Annotated in this window: 13 protein-coding genes; 2 read left to right on the forward strand and 11 right to left on the reverse strand. The window is 70.4% G+C overall.

The genetic code is table 11. The features are described 5' to 3' along the window. Nucleotides 1-156: 156 nt before the first annotated feature. On the reverse strand, nt 157-1,080 hold the full coding sequence (locus AB0F10_RS36485) for a hypothetical protein (protein WP_360636031.1): 924 nt from the start codon (nt 1,078-1,080) through the stop codon (nt 157-159). Between the two features lie 17 nt (nt 1,081-1,097). Then, nucleotides 1,098-7,538 carry an RHS repeat-associated core domain-containing protein gene (locus AB0F10_RS36490; protein ID WP_360636034.1) on the reverse strand — a complete coding sequence of 2,147 codons (6,441 nt, stop codon included), beginning with the start codon at nt 7,536-7,538 and terminating at the stop codon, nt 1,098-1,100. Between the two features lie 675 nt (nt 7,539-8,213). Between AB0F10_RS36490 and AB0F10_RS36495 the strand changes: the two genes are divergently transcribed. After that, on the forward strand, nt 8,214-8,681 hold the full coding sequence (locus tag AB0F10_RS36495) for a hypothetical protein (RefSeq protein ID WP_360636037.1): 468 nt from the start codon (nt 8,214-8,216) through the stop codon (nt 8,679-8,681). A 48-nt stretch (nt 8,682-8,729) separates the two neighbouring features. Here the strand turns inward: AB0F10_RS36495 and AB0F10_RS36500 are convergent, their stop codons facing one another. The 9 genes from AB0F10_RS36500 to AB0F10_RS36540 all read right to left on the reverse strand — a co-directional run bounded on the left by AB0F10_RS36500 (nt 8,730) and on the right by AB0F10_RS36540 (nt 15,798). After that, nucleotides 8,730-9,908, reverse strand: coding sequence for a monooxygenase (locus tag AB0F10_RS36500; protein ID WP_360636040.1), 1,179 nt, complete (start codon nt 9,906-9,908; stop codon nt 8,730-8,732). Between the two features lie 28 nt (nt 9,909-9,936). Then, on the reverse strand, nt 9,937-12,096 hold the full coding sequence (locus AB0F10_RS36505) for an FtsX-like permease family protein (protein ID WP_360636043.1): 2,160 nt from the start codon (nt 12,094-12,096) through the stop codon (nt 9,937-9,939). Continuing rightward, the gene (locus AB0F10_RS36510) at nt 12,093-12,773 is read right to left on the reverse strand and encodes an ABC transporter ATP-binding protein (protein WP_360636046.1); all 681 of its coding nucleotides are present in this window, start codon (nt 12,771-12,773) and stop codon (nt 12,093-12,095) included. The genes AB0F10_RS36505 and AB0F10_RS36510 overlap by 4 nt, the downstream gene beginning before the upstream one ends. Next, nucleotides 12,770-13,294 (reverse strand): PadR family transcriptional regulator, encoded by a 525-nt coding sequence (locus AB0F10_RS36515; RefSeq protein WP_360636049.1) that lies wholly within the window; start codon nt 13,292-13,294, stop codon nt 12,770-12,772. Before AB0F10_RS36515 ends, AB0F10_RS36510 begins: the two co-directional genes overlap by 4 nt. 96 nt (nt 13,295-13,390) lie before the next feature. Next, nucleotides 13,391-13,732, reverse strand: a complete 342-nt coding sequence (locus AB0F10_RS36520) for a hypothetical protein (RefSeq protein ID WP_360636052.1) — start codon at nt 13,730-13,732, stop codon at nt 13,391-13,393. 131 nt (nt 13,733-13,863) lie between these two features. Then, on the reverse strand, nt 13,864-14,376 hold the full coding sequence (locus AB0F10_RS36525) for an SRPBCC domain-containing protein (RefSeq protein WP_360636055.1): 513 nt from the start codon (nt 14,374-14,376) through the stop codon (nt 13,864-13,866). Continuing rightward, on the reverse strand, nt 14,373-14,693 hold the full coding sequence (locus AB0F10_RS36530; protein WP_360636058.1) for a metalloregulator ArsR/SmtB family transcription factor: 321 nt from the start codon (nt 14,691-14,693) through the stop codon (nt 14,373-14,375). Before AB0F10_RS36530 ends, AB0F10_RS36525 begins: the two co-directional genes overlap by 4 nt. A 53-nt stretch (nt 14,694-14,746) precedes the next feature. Continuing rightward, entirely contained in the window at nt 14,747-15,130 is a 384-nt protein-coding gene (locus tag AB0F10_RS36535) for a lipopolysaccharide assembly protein LapA domain-containing protein (RefSeq protein ID WP_360636061.1), read from the reverse strand. Between the two features lie 71 nt (nt 15,131-15,201). Continuing rightward, nucleotides 15,202-15,798, reverse strand: coding sequence for a DNA-directed RNA polymerase II (locus AB0F10_RS36540; RefSeq protein WP_360636064.1), 597 nt, complete (start codon nt 15,796-15,798; stop codon nt 15,202-15,204). Nucleotides 15,799-15,899: 101 nt separating this feature from the next. Here AB0F10_RS36540 and AB0F10_RS36545 point away from each other — a divergent pair, with 101 nt between their 5' ends. Beyond that, nucleotides 15,900-17,138: a GNAT family N-acetyltransferase gene (locus tag AB0F10_RS36545; protein ID WP_360636067.1), complete on the forward strand. Its 1,239-nt coding sequence runs from the start codon at nt 15,900-15,902 to the stop codon at nt 17,136-17,138. The last annotated feature ends 128 nt before the right edge of the window (nt 17,139-17,266 follow it).

Consider the following 17,266-nt stretch of genomic DNA (forward strand, 5'->3'; position numbering starts at 1 on the left):
AAAAGCAACCACCCAATACGGCCCCAACCCCCGGCCGGCCCCCCCCCACCCCTACCAATCTGCACCTTGCACCCATACCCCTCCGTTGGACCCAACCGCAGGCGGCGCCGGGCTGCCCCGGGCGCCTCTTCCTTCATGCTTCCCGCGCCGAACCGATCACACGTGAGCGGGGTCGGCGATGACCACAAACGTCGGCGGCTGACCCTGATCACGGCGCACTTGTGGCGTGCCGGGTGGCAGGGCCGGAGCCAGAGCCTCGAACACGAGGTTCGCGGAGATCATTTCGTAGTCCCGGAAATCCTTCGTGGCGAGCAGCCAGAACCCGCCCTCGGCCAGCGGCGCGACCTCCTGGAACGCGCCGGTGGCAGCGAGTGCGGGCACGCCGCCGAGCCGATCACCCACCTCCTGCGCGGCGATCGTGAGCCAGGAGTAGCCCCGTAGCCGCTCACGGGTCCGGGGAATCGACTCTTGCGGATCACGGTTCTCCCGTCCCGACCAGCGCTCCAACGCCGTCCGGCCCTTGTCCCGCCAGTACTCCACCTGACCGAAGCTCGGGTTGAGCCGGTCCGCGGCCTGCCGAATCGCGGCGAGCCACCGCTGCTGCCCGGCGAGGCCGGAAACCGGGTCGGTGAACTGGTCGGCAGGCACCTGAGCGTCCAGGATCAGCCAGCCGGGCGTACGCCGCAGCGGCCAGGCGCTGACGAACAGCATCCGGTCGCCGAGGAAGCCACCCTCGTCGAACCGGCCGATCCACACCGTGACCTTCCAGAACGGCAGATCGGCCAGTTCGGCCCGCAGCCACGCCCACCCTTCGTCGCTGAGATGCCGCCACTCACTGCTCGGGTAGCCCCCGTCGATCGAGCGTGCGACCTCGATGAGTCCGTACAGCTCGCCGGGTCTGCCATGCGGACCGTCCGAGAAAGGGTCGAGCCGGGTGGCCGCCGGCAAGCCGGCGAGTTCCGCCCGTTCGGCCGGCGCCAAGGCACTGGTCAAGGTGTCGAACCAGGCGTACGCCGCCTCGCCCAGCGGGCCTCGGCTGGAGTCGACGTTCAGCTGGACATCGAGCGTGAAGTAGGTCATTGAACCCTCCTGCCCCGTCATGCCACCGGGACTTCCCCCAGAACGCGGAAGGGAATTAGCCACGGGCTTCCGCTGAAGGGATCCTTAGGCTCCTGGAATTCCTTCCACTGTTTCTCCCAGAAGCCGGCCTTCGGGGCTTCCGGAGCCTGGCTGGGCGAGGGCGCCGGCGCCGGCAGTTTGATGACGATGTTGTATCCCTGCATACCCTCCGCCGCGCGGCCCTTGAAGGTCTTGCTTTTCCAGGTTGCCATCTGCGGTTCGTCCTCGCGCCGCCCGTGGGTCCAGTAGACGATCACACCGTCGTACTCCGGGCCCCGGACCCGCCCGCCGTGGCGGGAATTATCTGTAAGTAGAGTACTATTACTGGGATTGTCCGGATTGGGCTGAAGCAGCCGTGTCGGTAGCGCCGGACCGCGCTCCATGTTTTCTCCCGGGTGTTGCCACTCGAACACGGAGATGTACCAGTCGAGGTCCGTCGGGCCCTTCGCCTCCGCGCCGGTGGCTCCCACTTTGCCTTCGGCGCCGTCGCCGCCGGCGGTGTGCTTGACCTCCCAGATATACCACTCATCTTTTTCCGGGTCGTAACCCACGATGTCGGCATATCCGTCTTCTCCGGTGTCCCTCTTGGACTTGGATGCGCGCTCGATCCTGAATTCCATGGTGATGTACCAGGTCGGGTGCCAGGCCGTCAGCCACTCCGCTGCCTGCAGCTGAGCCGCGTTGTGCTTGAGGCTGTACTTGTCGCTGTCATCACCCGGCGGCTTCGGGCGCCCCTTACCGCCGCTGCCGCGCTTGGGCTTCTTGGTGCCGTCCAGCCCGCGGCCGGTGATGCTCTCGTACTCTTCCCGAGTGATCAGGCCGTTGGCGATCTCCTCCGGAATCAGGCCACTGGGATCGGACGAGGCGATCGGGTTGTCGCCGGCGTAGGTGTAGCCGCCCAGCTGGTTCGGGTCGGTCAGCTCCAGGATCGGGTCCGGGCTGATGAATCGGCCGAGTGCGGGGTCGTACTTGCGGGCACCGAGATCGGTGTATCCGGTGACGGCGTTCTTCGGGGCGCCGAGATAGCCCCGGGTCGTATCCGGCCAGGCCGCCGGGTTCGGGCTGCCTCGCGTTTCACCGTACGGCTTGTACTGCTGGCGCGACACCGCCTGGGTGGTGGTGTCGACGGTCAGGCCGGCCGTGCCCAGCGGATCGTTGAACAGGTAGAACGCCCCATCGCCACCGGGCAGCGTGGACCGCATCGCGACGGCGTAACCACCGCCGCCGTGGGTGTAGGTGCGGACCGCGCCGAGCACCACCGCCGGACTGACCGCGGTGTTGACCACGACCTGGGTGTCGCCGGCGAACAGCGTGGTCCGGCCGGGGTCGCGGCGGATCAGCTGCTTGCCGTCCGCGTCGTACAGGTACTCGGTCGTGCCGCCGGCGGCGCCGGTGCTCACCACCTTGGCGAGCCGGCCCTCGCTGTTCCAGCTCAACGTCTGGTTATTGCCGCTGCTCGCGGTGCGGCTGAGCAGGTTGCCGGCGACGTCGTAGACCAGACTCGTCGGGTCGGCGCCGCCACTGGTCGCGGTCAGCGTGTGCGGCTGAGCGCCGGTCCGGTTGCAGCCGGTGGTGCATCCGTTGGTGAACTTCGTGGTGGTGTCGGCGCCGCCGCTGACGGAGTGGTCCACTGCCTGGGTGCGGTTGCCCACCACGTCGTAGGCGAAGGTCTGCCAGTACGCCCCGGCTCCGGTCGCCACCGTCCCGGTCGACGGGGTGTCGGCGCAGGTCGACGACGACGCGGTCCACGCCTCGACCAGCCGTTTGAGGGTGTTGTAGCGGTAGCACTGGGCGTCGGTGACGGTGTTGCCGCTCTCGGTCTGGTCGTTGACGACCGACAGCGGGTTGCCCGCCTCGTCGTACCGGTAGGTGGTGTGGTCGACGACCGGCCCGAGCCCCTTCGAACGCGAGATGGTGCGCGCGGAGAGCCGCAGGGTCTCCTCGTCGTACGCGTAGATGGCCTCGACCGGATTGGCGGAGGTACCCATCGTCACCTTGGACGGCTTGCCGAAGTCGGTGTAGATGGTGTTCGCGACGTAGAGGTCGATGCCGGACGACTTGGTCGGCGAGCCCAGAGCGTTGTGGCTGTAGGTGATGGTCTCGCCGGGCAGCCCGCCGACCGCCGGGTCGTCCTGCTGAGCCAGCTTCTCCTCGGTGTCGGTGTAGCGGAAGTCGGTCTCGTACTCCACGGGGAGCGGACTCTCCACCGACGGCAGCGTGACCTTCTGCCCCAGCGGGTTGCCCATCGTCGAGTAACCGGTCACCGCGACGGTGTAGCCGCCGGTCACGCCGCTGACATAGCGCGTCGACGAGGTCGGCAGACCGATCCGCAGGGTGTCATAGGTCCAGGAGGCGAACTTGAAGTTGCTCTTCGACCGGTCGGTACCGGTCAGCTTCCGGCCGAGCAGGTCATAGGTGTAGTCGAGCTGGATACCCCGGGTGTCCTTGGTGCTGACCAGGTTGCCCGCGTCGTCGTAGGCCGTGAATGTGGAGCCGGTGTCCGGGTCGGACTGCGAGGACTGACGGCCGCGCAGGTCGTACTTGTACGACCAGACCGCGTTGTCCGGGCCGGTCACGGTCGCCTGCTGGCCGCCGGGCGTGTACGTGTACTTGATGCTCTGGCTGACTCCGCCGCTCGCGGTGAACCCGCTCGTCGGGTCACCGGTCAGCGTCGGCCAGGTGGTGTACTGGTCGAGTTGCGTGCGCTGGCCCCGGGCGTTCACCGTCTCGGTGATGGCGACCCCGCCCTGTGGCGGGACAGTCGTGGTCTTGTCACCCGCGTACGCGGTTCGGGTGTGAGCCGTCTCGACGCCGTTGTGCTGGGCGGTCGACTGGGTGGCCCGGCCCATCCCGTCGTAGTCGGTGACGGTGGACGCCGGGATCGACACCTGTGACAGGTGGTCGGAAAGCAGCGAATCGGACGGGGTGCCGGCCGCCGCGTAGCCGTCGTTGGTGAGCACCTTCCAGCCGTGCGAGTCGTACTGCACGTCGTTGCCGATGACAGTGCCGTTCTCCCCGGTGCCCTGGCTTTCCAGCGTGCGCAGCAGGGCGTCGCTGAGCACCTTGCTGACGCTGTACTGACCGTTGTCCAGCAGCGATTTCGTGGTGACCACGCTCGGCCCGGTCGCCGAGGGCCGGTACTCGTAGACGATGCTGGGCGGCGCCCCCGCGGCCCGGTTCTGGTTCGCCAGCCAGACCTCGGTGAGCCGGCCCAGCGCGTCGTACTTCATCGAGCTATGCGCCCCGGCCACGTCGGTCGCGGCCAAGGGCAACTGCCGCCCTGGGTTGCGGGTCTCCGTGACGAGCTGGCAGTCCTTGCTGGACACCGTCACCGCCGAGCAGTCCACACCGGGATTGACGGTGGTGACGGTGGTGACGGTGGACGGCAGGGCGCCGCCGGCCGGGCTGCGCCGGGTGTAGACGGTTCGCGCGATGCTGGTCGTGCCGTCGGCCGCTTTCGAGTTGGGCGTGCCGGTGATGGACGTGACCCGGCCGTACGAGTCGTACGTGAGCGTCTTCTCGGTGACGAACGCGGTTGCGGTGGCACCCGAACTCGCGGTGGCCTGTTGCATAGCGGTGGCGTGACCCTTGGTGTCGTACGCAATCTTCACGTGGGTCAGCAGATTGCCGGACACGGTGGCTCCGGCGCCGTCGCAGTCCTGATCCGTGCCGATCGACTCGGCGAGCAGCACCACGGTGGCGACGGGTCCGTCAATGTAGCGGTTGAAGGTACAGCTCGGAGCATTGCCGGCGGCACCGGTCTCACCACGATCGGCGGTCTGCACCGGCATGCCGGTGGTGCTCTGGCCGAGCGCGGTGTTGTAGAAGGTCGCGCTCTCGGTCTTCCGCCAACCGTATGAGGTCTTGGTTCGGGTCAACGTCTTGGCGGGACGCACCATCTGCGCGGTCAGCGCGGGCAGGCCGCTGCGCGCCCGGGTGGCGGTCGGCCCGATCTGCGTCGGCACAGTGACCGTGGCGGAATCGAGCGTGCCGCCCGCCGCGGTGTATTGCTCGCTCTCGAAGACCATGCCGGCGTACACATTGTTGTCGGCGACCGTGACCGTGCCGTCCTGGCTGTTCAGGGCCGGCGCCGAGCGGGTGCCGCCGCCGGGCAGGGTGTCCCCGTTCATGCCGAGGAAGTAGTAGCTGCGGGCCAGCGTCTTCTTGTCGTAGACCTGCTTGCCGTCGGTGTAGTGGAAGACGCTCGGGTCACCGGTGCGCGTCTCCACCACCGGGTAACCACGGAACTGGCCCCAGGTGCGGTTCTTCGCCTTGACGAGCTCGTTGTCGTCGTAGTGCCAACCCGGCTTGCCGACATAGGTGTACTCGGTGACCAGCCTCGGCTGGGTGCCGTCCTGATAGCGGTTGTTGTTGTCGATCGTGGCCACCCGGGTGACCGGGTGGGTGTAGAACCAGTCGATCATCGGCCGGGGCTGGCTCTCCGGCGTCCAGTAGACGGGGAAGCAGCCGGTCGTGTTGGTGGAGGCGAACTTTTGGGCCGCGGTGTCCTTGTCGTCGCTCAGGTCGCTCTTGGGCAGCCCGGAACAGGTCGGGGTGCTGTAGTCGACAATGGTCTCCGCGCCGGTCTCGCTTACGACGTTCTTGATACGGGTGTGGTACATCAGCGGCAGGCCCGGAATGGTGCCGACCCGGTTCGCGATCTGAATGGGGTAGAACGTGATGGGCAGGCCGGCGATGTCGGCGGTCGCCCCGCCCAGCCGGTCGAGGCCCGAGTGCTTGATCGAGTCCAGCCACAGCGTGGGTGCGTGATCCCCGCCGTCCGGGAACGTCTGGGTGAGGTCATACCGGCCGAGTGGCTTGCTGACGCCGTCCACCGTCACGTGGGTGGTAATCGCGGTGAGCCGAGTACGGATCCAGAAGGTGGGCTGGTGGTTGCGGCAGTCGGTGGCGCCCGCGGCGCAGTTCAGGTCGATCGGGGTATCTGGCCAGTACTCCGGGTGAGAGACCGAGAACTGGCTGTCCGAGCAGGTGTTACCGGCCGGGAGTCCGGGAAGGCAGCGCTCCGCGGTCTCGAACTTGATCTGCTCCGGCGCGGTGCCGGCGTAAACCGTCGAGGCGGTCATCCCGTAATCGATGCGCCGCAGCGTGCCGCCGCGGATGTAGGAGACCACGTCGTTCTTCAGGTTGAAGCCGTAGTGGCCAGTCTCGGTGGCGTAGTAGTACGCCATCGCGTTGCCGTCCAGGTCCACGGCGTAGTCGAGGTTGAAGCGGTAACCCAGCACACAACTGGTGTCGGCGAAGGTGGTGCTTTCCGGGCAGTCGGCCGCGCCGGCGTGCGCCTTGTACACCGGCACGGTGTAGACCGACTTGGTCTCCTCCTTGCCGGAGGCCCAGCCGGGCAGCCGGTTCAGGCCGAAGTAGTACCGCACCCCGAACTTCGTGACCCGGAAGTACTCACCGTTCCTCGTGCCGTTCGTCGCATCGAAGAGATTCTCGATCTTGATGCTGGCGTCGTCCTCGGCCGGGCGGAAGGTCTTCGCCGTCGCGTCCCAGACGATCGCCGTGGAGACGCCGTTCAGCGACATCGTCAGCACCTGCCCGGCCCAGCACAGATCGCCGCTGTCCTTGTCGGCGCCCGAGCCGGAGACATCACCGCAGCTCTTGTAGCTGCGCTCGATGTAGCTCTCGGTCGACCCCCAGCCGTCACCGATCCAGGAGGACTGGTTGTTGGTCCCGGAGGTGCGCGCGTCCTGCGACGCCGAGTTGTAGTCGAGCGCCATGCTGGGCGCCAGCGAGCCGATGGGCGGCGGGATGGCGATCGGATAGCTGTAGGTGAAGGAGCCGGTGTTGCCGCTGACCGACCAACTGCCGCCCGGCGACAGGCTGGTGGCGCCGTAGTCGCCTTCCGAGCCCTCGGCGTCCGACGTCGCGGCGAGGACCATGACGCCGCCCGTCGCCTTCGCGGCGGCCGCGCCGGTCAGCGACACCTCCGCGGTCAGCGGGCTGCCCGCCGAGGTGCGCACCGGCGTACGGGTCTGGCATCGCGGCAGTTCCGGGGTGGTGAGCGCACACTCCGGCAGGCGGACCAGGCGCAGCCGGTAGGCGTAATCGCCGCCGTACGCCTGCCGGAACGTCGAGGCGTCCACGCTCACGCCCACCGGGCCGGCGGCATCGCCGCTGCTCAGGCTGAACAGCACGCCACGGACGCCGGCGGCCCGCGCGGTCGCCTGGCCGGCGGTCACCACATGCACCTGATTCGGCCCGGAGCCGGAGGCCGCGGCCGACAACGCGACCGGAGAGTCGCCGGCCTTGGCCCAGGCCCCGGACACTCCAGCAGCCGCCGACCGGTTCGCCGCGCCGGAAGCCAGCTGGACGGTCGCCTGTGCCGCACCGGGGAGCTTCGCTTTCCCGGACGGGTCGAAACGGGAGTAGGTTCTGATCTTGGCGGGTGGGCTCACCGGCTTCCGCTTCGCCGTCAGAGGCACCCGTTGCTGAGCAGGCGGTTGGGGAAACGCCGGGCTCGGCGGTTTCGCAGCGGCGCCGGTCGGCACCAGGAACGCCGATCCCGGTATCAGCAGGAGAGCCATAACGGCTCTGGCGATTCGTCGTCGACCAGTTGCCGTGCTGGCTCCCTGACCGTTCTTGGACAGCATACGTAGAACCCTCCCCCGTACTACCCGCCACCGGCCGGCAAGAGCAGGTACCGGCGGCTCGCTCGCCTCAGTTCGAAGATCATCGCTTCGACGCCAAGGTACGCAGGGGCGGACCGACTGTCCATAGTGCAGCCCGCACTGGCGCCTCCACAGTGGCTCGACGCAAATCGCACTTGGGACAGGGCGCCCGAAACGGCCTCACCTGGGCTGGAACCGCGGATTCTGGGATCCGGCTACGGCGCCCGGTCGTCGGTGCGAGGCCGCGGCGTGGCTGGGTGGACGCTCGGTGAGGTGCTGGGCGTGGCCCGGCGAACGCGCCTCGGCGCCGTGCTCGTGACTTGCGACGAGGACAACGACGCGTCGGCGCGAGTGATCGAGACGCACGCGGGCCGTCAACTCCTCCGCCGCGGATGAGGCGGCGACCGGGTTCGCCGCCCCATCCTTGAGTTGCGGACCAGGACGAACGAGCAGGGGTTTGGGATGACGACCAGAAGCGAACTGACCGACGACGAGTGGAGGTCGGTGCTCGAGGGCCCGACCAGCGCGGGCCTGATCGTGATCACCGCGGCGCGCGGCGGCATGTTCCGCGAGACGATAGCCATGTCGAAGGCGTACGCGGAGGCACGCGCCCAGCACGGTCAGAGCGCCTTGCTCGACGATATCGTGTCCACCAAGCCCAAGGCGGACCACACGCGGTACAGCTCGATGGCGGAGGTCCGGGAGAACGGCCTGCGGCACGTGCGAGAGGCGGTGGCCGTCCTGCAGAGCAAGGCGACCGCCGAGGAGGTCGACGAGTACCGCCGGTTCGTCGTCGCGCTGACGCACCGGGTGGCGGCCGCGCACCGCGAGCACGGGCAGGACGTGAGCCCGGCCGAGCAGGAGGCCATCGATCAGATAGCCGAGGCCCTCGGCACGCCGGCGACCGCAGGCGACCCGGCCCAGGAGTAATCGCGGCCGGCGGGCTGCGCCGCCGGTCGGGCCCACTCGTCCGGCATCTCAGTCTCCGATCGTGGCCGTCAGCAGACCGAGGCACATCTCGTCGCTGGTGCCGTCACCCCACACCACGTATCGCGGCGCAAGCCCGCGTAGCTGCGGCAACAACCGGCGCAGCCCGGCATCGTGGGTGCAGGTCACCCGGACCGTGTCGCCCGGCTTCAGGCGTACGGGTGCGGCCAGCGGCCGGAGCAGTTGATCGTCGAAGTTGAACGACGGGACGTCGAGCAGGGTCTGCGCCCCGGCGGTCCCGGGGTTGATTTCGATCTTGATGGCGCGACCGAGGAGGTGCATGTGTCCCAACGCCGCGTAGACCGTCATGGGCCGCGGCACCGGGATGTCGCAGTGCTGGGTGTCGCCGGGCACCGGCGTGCCCGCGCTGCAATCGTCGACCAGGCGCGACTCGGTGCGCCCGACGCCGGGTCCGAAGCGCCGGGTGACGTCCGCGACCGCGGCGGCCCGGTCGCACAGCGGGCCGGACTCGCCGGCGGCGCAGGGCAGCTCGGTCGGCGCCTGCAGCGGCAGGATTTCCAGCGGCTTGGTGGCGGCGGTGCCGGCCGTCAGCCGCAGCCGCACGCCGGACCGGTCCGTCGCCCCGGCGCGGCCGCCGGTGGCGAGCAGGTTGTAGTGGATCTGCAGGACCAGCAGGCTGCCGGCCCGCAGCGGGAATCCGACGTCCTGCCGCAGCACCGTCTCGGTGCCGTTGGGCGTCCAGGTGTCGACCCACGCCGACGGGTGCTCGTCGTCGACGCTGCCGTCGCCGAAGCAGGTCCAGCCGTCACCCGGTGTCCGGGCATCCACCGCGCGGGCCTCGGACGCCGCATCGGGCGGGACGGCGAAGACGATGGCGTGGTGCACGATCGGCACGTTCTGCGGCTGGAACTGGGTTCCGGTCAGGAACGCCGGCCCGCTCAGCTTCGGATCGATCAGCAGGCAGCGGTATTCGTCCGTGCCGCCGTCCGGCGCCGACGGCGCGTAGGGCCGCTCCATGGTGAGCTGGAGGAACCGTTCCCCGGGCCGCAGCGGCTGGGCCGGCGCTGGGGAGGAGCCGCCGTGGCCGGCATGCGGGCTCGCCGACGGGACCGAGGCGGCGCCGCCGCCCGGCGAACAGGCGGTGACCGCGACCGTCGCGGCCGCCGCCGCGACGGCGACCATCCGCACCGACCGTATTCGTGTGGTCATGATGCCTCCATGCTGCTCGTCGCCGGGGTCATTCGCTACGGGCGGTTTCCGGGCCGGTGATGCGATCGAGCAGCGGGAGGGTCGACGCGATGATGCCGAGGCAGGCCGCGAGCCCCACGGCGACCGTGGCGTAATAGCCGGGGCCGGGCGCGATCAGCGTGTAGCCCATCTGCGCCTTGAGGAACAGCTGCGCGCTGAGCAGGCCCACCCCGATCGCGATCGCGGCGACCGTGAGCATCGGCACGGCGCTCTCGAGCGCGACGACCCGGTGCAGGATCCGCACCGGCGTGCCGCTGAGGCGCAGCAGGCTGAACGGGCGCTTGCGTTCGTTGAGGCCGCCGACCACGCTGACCGCGAGGCTGCATCCGGCGATGGCGAGGCTGGCCACTATGATCACGTCGGCGAGTTGCTGCCAGCCGTGCAACGTGTTGGCGAACGCCGACTCGAAGTCGCCGGGCACGCTGGGCGCCACCCAGTAGGTCGGGTAGGCCAGCTGGAGGACGGTGCGCGCGTGCTCGATGGCGGTGACCGAACCGTCCGTCAGGACCACGACCGACTCGATCGGCAGCCGCTGAAGGTCGGCGACCGCCACGGGGGAGGCCGGCCAGACCCGCGTGGAGTCGGCCGACTCGCGGAACGGGATGAACTCGTCCGCCACCACCGCGACGGTGGCACCGGCCGCGCACCTGCCGTATTCCGCCGGGATGTCACCGCAGGCGACCACCGAGGGCTCGCCCTCCTTGCCGGGATTGGCGCGGAGCACGGTCGCCGACCGCACGCCGGGGATCGAGCGCAGCTCGGCCAGGACCGGTCCGGGTTCCGGCGGCGTCCCCTCGAAAAAGCGGGCGGAGATGGTGCCGGCGTCGGTCGAGCCGACCGGTGCCGGACCGCGTTCGGCGACGATGGTGGTGATCACGCCGCTCGCCACGCTGGTGATGAAGAGCGCGAGCATGATGCCGCTGATCGCCCGGAAACCCGCCTTCGGGTTGTCGGCGAGGCGCCGGGCGGCGATGAGCGTGGTCGGCCCGGTCGAGCGCCGCGCCATGACCCGGGCGCCCAGCATGGTCAGCAGGGGGCCGGCGAATATCAGCCCGGCCATGATGAGCAGCATCCCGGGCAGGAACACCGCCGTCTGGCCGTCCGAGGTCTCGGGCATTGGGCCGACCAGGAAGAACGCCAGCTCGGCGAGGCCCAGCAGGAGCGGGATCAGCCGGTACCAGCTTGGCGGGCGCGGCGTCACCCGCCGGGTGACGCCGAGCGGGGAGACCCGGACGCGGTGCAGCGAGACCGCCGCCGCGAGCGCGGCGCCGACCGGGACGCCGACGGCGACCAGCAGGATGTTCGGCACGCTGAGCGACATGTCGCTGGTGAAGAACCGGTCGCCGGTGAACGGGATCCGCGCGAGCGGGCCACGGAGGGCGAGGAACACCAGGAACCCGAGGGCGGTCCCGGCGACGGCGGCGGTGGTCGCCTCGATCGCCGCCACCGCCGAGATCTGCGCCGGCGTCGCGCCGACCAGCCGCATCGCGGCGAATCGCTGCTCCCGGCGGGCGGCGCTGAGCCGGGTGGCCGTACCGATGAAGATCAGGACGGGGAAGAGCAGCCCCGCCACGATCACCCCCATGATCAGATCCACCATGGTCTCGGGTATCGCGGGGGTGTTGTCGCCGATGCTGGTGAGCCGCCTGGCGTGCGGCAGCTCGGCGACCCGGTCGGGTGCTCCGCCGACGATGATCGCCAGAGAGTCCGGGGACCCCAGGGCCGCGTCGCCGATGGTGCCCAGGTCGCGCCCCGGATAGCGGGCACCGAGCTGGTCGCCGGGGTTGGCCGCCAGCAGCCGCTGCAACGCCGGCGAGGCGTAGAACTCGCCCGGCCCGGGCACCGCGGGAATGCCGATCGGGGTCGGCGATCCGGGTCCCGTGGCGGCGACGTCGATGCGATCGATCTGCCTGCCGTGGAAGAAGTCCTCGCGCGAGGAGAACCACAGCGGATCACCGCCGCCGGCGCCGGCCGAGGGGTCGGGATAGAGCGCCGCATAGCGGGTGAGCTGGGCGTTGACGGCGTTGACCCCGGCGAAGGTGGCGAGCAGCAGCCCGGCGCCCACGGCAACGGCGGCGGCGATCAGGACGAGGCGGGTGAGCGCCTCCCGGCCACCGGCGACGGCGAGGCGCAGCCCGAAGCCGATCATGAGGGGATCCGGTCCGGCGCGTTGACCCGGCCGTCGCGGACGGTGACCTCGCGGTCCGCGTACGCCGCGACCCGGGGCTCGTGGGTGACCAGGATGACCGTGGTGCCCTGCTCGCGGGCGGCCGCGACGAGCTGATCCATGACCTGCTCGCCGGTGAGCGAGTCGAGCGATCCGGTCGGCTCGTCGGCGAAGAGGACCTCCGGAGCCGCCATCAGGCCCCGGGCGAGCGCGACGCGCTGCGCCTGGCCGCCGGACAGCTCCCCCGAGCGGCGCTGCTGCATGCCGTCGATGCCGAGCCGCTCGAACCAGCCCTGCGCCCGGCGCAGCGCCTCCGGACGGCGGACGCCGCTGAGCAGCAGCGGCAGCGCGACGTTCTCCGCGGCGGTGAGCTCGGGGACGAGCTGTCCGAACTGGAACACGAACCCGAAGTGGTCGCGGCGCAGCCGGCTGCGGTCGGCCTCGTTCAGGGTGTCCACCCGCGCCCCGCCGAAGAGGATCTCGCCGGAGTCGGGCACGAGAATGCCGGCCAGGCAGTGCAGCAGCGTCGACTTGCCCGAGCCGCTGGGGCCCATGATGGCGAGGATCTCGCCGGACTCGACGGCGATGTCCGCGCCGCGCAGCGCCGGGGTCGCGCCGAAGGAGAAGACCGCGTCGCGCGCCTCGATCGCGATGGTCATGGCCGCACCGTGCTTCGCAGCGCGTCCAGCCGGGCGCCGGTCATGTCGATCCAGCGCAGGTCCGCCTCCAGGTGGTAGAGGCCGTGGTCGGCGAGCAGCGCGTCGACGAGGCCGCCGGCGCGCTTCACCTCGGTGAGCTCGCGCATCCGCTGCAGGTGGGCGCTGCGCTGGGTGTCGAGATATTCGGCGGCGGGCCGGTCGAGCATCAGCGCGAGCACGACCTTGGCGAAGAGCACGGTCTGCAGGTGCGGCTCCGGCTCGACGGGCTGGGTCAGCCACTGGTCGAGCTCGGTCGCGCCGAGCTCGGTGATGAGGTAGCGCTTGCGGTCGGGCCCGTCGCCGGGGCCGACCTCGCTGATCACCACCTTGCCGTCCCGGGTCAGGCGGCTGAGGGTCGAGTAGACCTGCCCGAACGGCAGCGGCTTGCCCCGGCCGAAGTAGGTGTCGTAGTCACGTTTCAGGTCATAGCCGTGGCTGGCTTCCCGCTCGAGCAGGCCCAGGAGGGTCAGAGGAACGCTCATGGGGCGAGACTACACCGGAGGTATACCTCGCGTATATATCCACGGCGAGTCCGGTCGGAGACGGGCCGTTCCGGCCGCCGTCGACGGCGTATCGAGCTATGGGGCCACTGCGGGCGATGCGGCGCTCGGGGCCGGCGGCTTGCGGCGGCGCTTGGCGCGGACGACCCGCACGGCGGACGAGGCGTGCACGTAGATGCTGCGCCGATCCTCGGCGTAGGCCAGGTGGACCTCGATGACCTCGTTGTGTGCCGGGTCGACCCGGGACACCCGGTATTTCTCGCCGCCGGAGACGATCAGGTCACCGGTGCGGATGTGCGACGGCGATTGCAGGATCATCAGCCGGCCGACCACGCTGCCCAGCCCCACCCTCGGAAGCTTGGATATCCATTCCGCGGAGGTCGTCGCGGTCATGCGGCGGCCCGATCGCACAACCGCCATGATGTCCTCCAGCAATCCGCACCGATAACCCTGTTCCTGTTATCGGCCGGCCGCGGCCCGGTCACGATCATCCTTCCGGCCCGTTCCGGCTGACCGAGTGGGCCAGGCGGAACGGGCCGGCGGGAGACTCGTCAGCTGCCGCTGAGCGCCGAACCCGTCTCGAGCAGCGACTTGAGGTCGCTGAGCACCCAGGCCCAGCCGCCGCCACCGGCCTCGTCCAGCGGCGAGCCCGCCACCATCGTCGCCGTCGCCGGGGCGTCGACGAGTTCGTGGGTGATGGTGAGCCGGCAGACGCCGGGCTGCGACTTCAGCTCCTCGATCAGGTAGGTCAGCTTCGTGAACGGCTCGGCCGCCGTCGTCGGGTCCATGAGCATCCGCCAGGTCTGCACCAGCAGCCGCGGCGGGTCGCTCTCGACCACCTCGCCGTCGACGATCGTGTCCGGGATCGGGAAGCCGTTCTGCCGGCCGAACTCGCGCATCTCCTCGGTGGCCTCGGACCGGTAGGCGCCGCCCGGCTTGAGCTCGTAGTAGGCCGGTGCCGCGTAGCCGTACTTGCTCGTCCACTCGGGTTCGGTGATCGCGGCCCAGATCTTCTCCGGGGCCGTCTTGATCCACACGCGGTAGACCTGGGTGGTGTCGGTCATGACTCGTCCTCCAACGATCTTTTGAGGTCAACGAGCGCCGTCACGTGACGCTCGGTGTACTTGTCGATCCAGCGGTCGTGGATCAGCCGGATCGGCACGGGGTTGAGGAAGTGCAACTTCTCCCGGCCCTCCCGGCGCACCAGCACCAGCCCCGCCTCCTCGAGCACCTTGAGGTGCTTGGCCACGCCGAAGCGCGTCATCTCCACCTGCGACTCGAGCTCCGTGAGGGTGCGTCCCTCGCGGGCGAAGAGCAGGTCGAGCAGGAAGCGGCGGGTCGGGTCGGCGAGCGCCTTGAACACCCGGTCGTCGTCCGCCATGACTCAAAGTTAGGTGACCAAAAGGTCACATGTCAAGCCCGGAGGCGCCCCGGTCAGCGGCGGCGGACCAGCCGGCGCAGCTGGATGATCCGGACCGACGCGACGGCCATGGCGACGAACGCGCCGCAGACGCCGGCGATCAGCATCGCCAGCGCCAGCGAGATCTGGCCCTGCATCCACAGGAAGCTGAGCCGCACGTTCCCGGTGTTCTGCGCGACGAAGACGATCAGCAGGAGGAGCGCGACGGCGCCGGCCCACACCCCGAACCAGACCGCACTCGTACGCGTCCGCGGCACCGACGTGTCCGGCCGCCGCGGCGGGGGCGCCTTACCGGCGCCGGCCAGGCCCGCGAGCGTGCCGGCCAGCTCCGGCGGCAACGGCGGCGGCGCACCGTCCTCCGGGGCGGCGTTGGGACGGTCCTCCGGTGGGTACGCCATAACTCACAGTCTTGCCCACGACAGCGCTCCGTCAACCCGGTTCGCGGGAGGAAACGCCGTGCGGGCCGGGCCTACCGGAACTGGTCGGCGACCCAGTTGAACGCGTCCATCACCCATTGCGTCTGGCGCAGGTGGGCGATGCCCACGCCCACCAGGAAGATGCCCGCCACCATGTGCGAGCCGCGCGCCGTGCGCCGGACCCGGCCGAACTGGCGCTCCAGCACCACCCGGCCCACCAGCCGGGCCAGCGCGAAGATGCCCGCGGCGACCAGCAGCGACACGACGAACACCACCACCGGCGTGGTCAGGCTGTCGCCGTCGGTGGAGATCACCCAGACACCCCAGCAGACGAACGCGAAGAGCAGGCCCGCGAAGCTCCACTCGCCGCCGCGGCGCAACTGCGCGAGGTGCCAGCCGAGCGATCGCCGCTCCTGCGGCGCGTCGGCGCCGGGCCAGCCCGTCCCGGTCGGCTCATGATCCGCCGCGAACTGCTGGGTGCGCGGGCGCGGATTCACCGCGGCGCGGCCGCTGGAGAACGGCGACGGCGGCGCGGCCTGCGGCGGACCGGACGCCGGTCGCGGCACCGTCTGCGAGGTGGGCGGCTCGGCCCAGGGATCCTGCGGCGGCATGTCGAGCGTCCGCTCGGGCCACTGCGGTTGCTCTGACATCGTTCCCCTCCCCCGGTACGGCCGGACGCCGCCCTGCATCGAGAGTAACGAGCCGGCAAATATCAGTCGCAACCGCGCGCAGGTTCCGTTACACAAGGACCATGGGTGACTCCGCGATCCAGATCAGGGTGGGCGACGCCGACGACTGGGCGGCGGTCGCCGTGCTGATCGGCAACGCCTTCCACGAGACGCTCGATCCGAAGGCCAACGAGGTCGAGGCCTCCGTCGTCGAACCCGAGCGCACGCTGGTCGCCGACGACGCCGGGACGATCGTCGGGCACGCGGCGGCATACACCCGGGAGCTGACCGTGCCCGGTGCGATCCTGCCCGCCGCGCACGTGACGCTCGTCAGCGTGGCGCCGACGCACCGGCGGCGCGGGCTGCTCACCCAGATGATGCACCGGCAGCTGCGGGAGATCGCGGCCGAGGGCCGCGAGCCGGTCGCCGCCCTCTGGGCGAGCGAGACCAAGATCTATCCCCGGTTCGGCTACGGGCCGGCGGCGCAGCGTCTCCGCATGGAGATCTCGACCCGGGAGGTACGCCCGCCCGCCGTCTTGCCCGGCTCCGGCTCCCGGCTGCGCCTGGTGGCGCCGGCCGACGCGATCGCCGAGTTCTCGAAGCTCTACGAGCAGCTGCGCCCCGAGCGCACCGGCTGGTCCAGCCGCGACGACCGGTGGTGGCGCTACGTGCTGGCCGACCTGGAGTCGCAGCGCGACGGCGCGACCGCCCTGCACGGCGTGGTGCACGACACACCGCAGGGCCCGACCGGGTACGCCCTCTGGCGCGTCAAGTCCCGCTGGGACCGCTTCGGCCCGAACAGCGACGTGCGGATCCGCGAGGTCGTGGCCGCCGACCCGGCCGCCTACTCGGCGCTGTGGAACTTCCTGCTCACGATCGACCTGGCCCGCACGGCGAGCGTGCACTTCGCGGCCGTCGACGAGCCGCTGCAGTACCTGGTCGACGAGCCCCGCCGGCTCGGCAGCACCCTCGCCGACGCCCTGTGGATCCGCGTCGTCGACCTGCCCAAGGCGCTCGCCGCCCGCGCGTACGCGGCGCCGGTCGACGTGGTCCTCGACGTCACCGACCCGCTGCTGGCGGCGAACACCGGCCGCTGGCGGCTGACCGCCGGCCCGGACGGCGCCGCCACCTGCACGCCCACCACGGACCCCGCCGACCTCGCCTGCACGATCCTGGAGCTGGGCTCGGCCTACCTGGGTGCGACGTCGCTGGCGACGCTCGGCGCCGCCGGCGCGGTCCGCGAGCTGACCCCGGGCGCGCTGCCGCGGGCCGCGACCGCGTTCGGCTGGCATCGGCTGCCGAATCCCACCGAGGTGTTCTGAATGGGCCGGGCGGCGGTAGGTTCGGCGTCATGGGCGAAGAACCCGAACGTCGACGCCGCCGCTCGCGTCCACCCTCATCGGGATCGGCCGTGCCCGCCGCCCCGGCCGCCGTCGCGCCCGCGCCGGCC

The organism is Actinoplanes sp. NPDC026623 (assembly GCF_040638275.1).
Classification (GTDB): domain Bacteria; phylum Actinomycetota; class Actinomycetes; order Mycobacteriales; family Micromonosporaceae; genus Actinoplanes.

Excerpts from the sequence above, each read along its gene's own strand:
- AB0F10_RS36485 (WP_360636031.1), bottom strand. The coding sequence starts at position 1,080 with ATGACCTACTTCACGCTCGATGTCCAGCTGAACGTCGACTCCAGCCGA.
- AB0F10_RS36495 (WP_360636037.1), top strand. The coding sequence starts at position 8,214 with ATGACGACCAGAAGCGAACTGACCGACGACGAGTGGAGGTCGGTGCTC.
- AB0F10_RS36500 (WP_360636040.1), bottom strand. The coding sequence starts at position 9,908 with ATGACCACACGAATACGGTCGGTGCGGATGGTCGCCGTCGCGGCGGCG.
- AB0F10_RS36505 (WP_360636043.1), bottom strand. The coding sequence starts at position 12,096 with ATGATCGGCTTCGGGCTGCGCCTCGCCGTCGCCGGTGGCCGGGAGGCG.
- AB0F10_RS36510 (WP_360636046.1), bottom strand. The coding sequence starts at position 12,773 with ATGACCATCGCGATCGAGGCGCGCGACGCGGTCTTCTCCTTCGGCGCG.
- AB0F10_RS36515 (WP_360636049.1), bottom strand. The coding sequence starts at position 13,294 with ATGAGCGTTCCTCTGACCCTCCTGGGCCTGCTCGAGCGGGAAGCCAGC.
- AB0F10_RS36520 (WP_360636052.1), bottom strand. The coding sequence starts at position 13,732 with ATGGCGGTTGTGCGATCGGGCCGCCGCATGACCGCGACGACCTCCGCG.
- AB0F10_RS36525 (WP_360636055.1), bottom strand. The coding sequence starts at position 14,376 with ATGACCGACACCACCCAGGTCTACCGCGTGTGGATCAAGACGGCCCCG.
- AB0F10_RS36530 (WP_360636058.1), bottom strand. The coding sequence starts at position 14,693 with ATGGCGGACGACGACCGGGTGTTCAAGGCGCTCGCCGACCCGACCCGC.
- AB0F10_RS36535 (WP_360636061.1), bottom strand. The coding sequence starts at position 15,130 with ATGGCGTACCCACCGGAGGACCGTCCCAACGCCGCCCCGGAGGACGGT.
- AB0F10_RS36540 (WP_360636064.1), bottom strand. The coding sequence starts at position 15,798 with ATGTCAGAGCAACCGCAGTGGCCCGAGCGGACGCTCGACATGCCGCCG.
- AB0F10_RS36545 (WP_360636067.1), top strand. The coding sequence starts at position 15,900 with ATGGGTGACTCCGCGATCCAGATCAGGGTGGGCGACGCCGACGACTGG.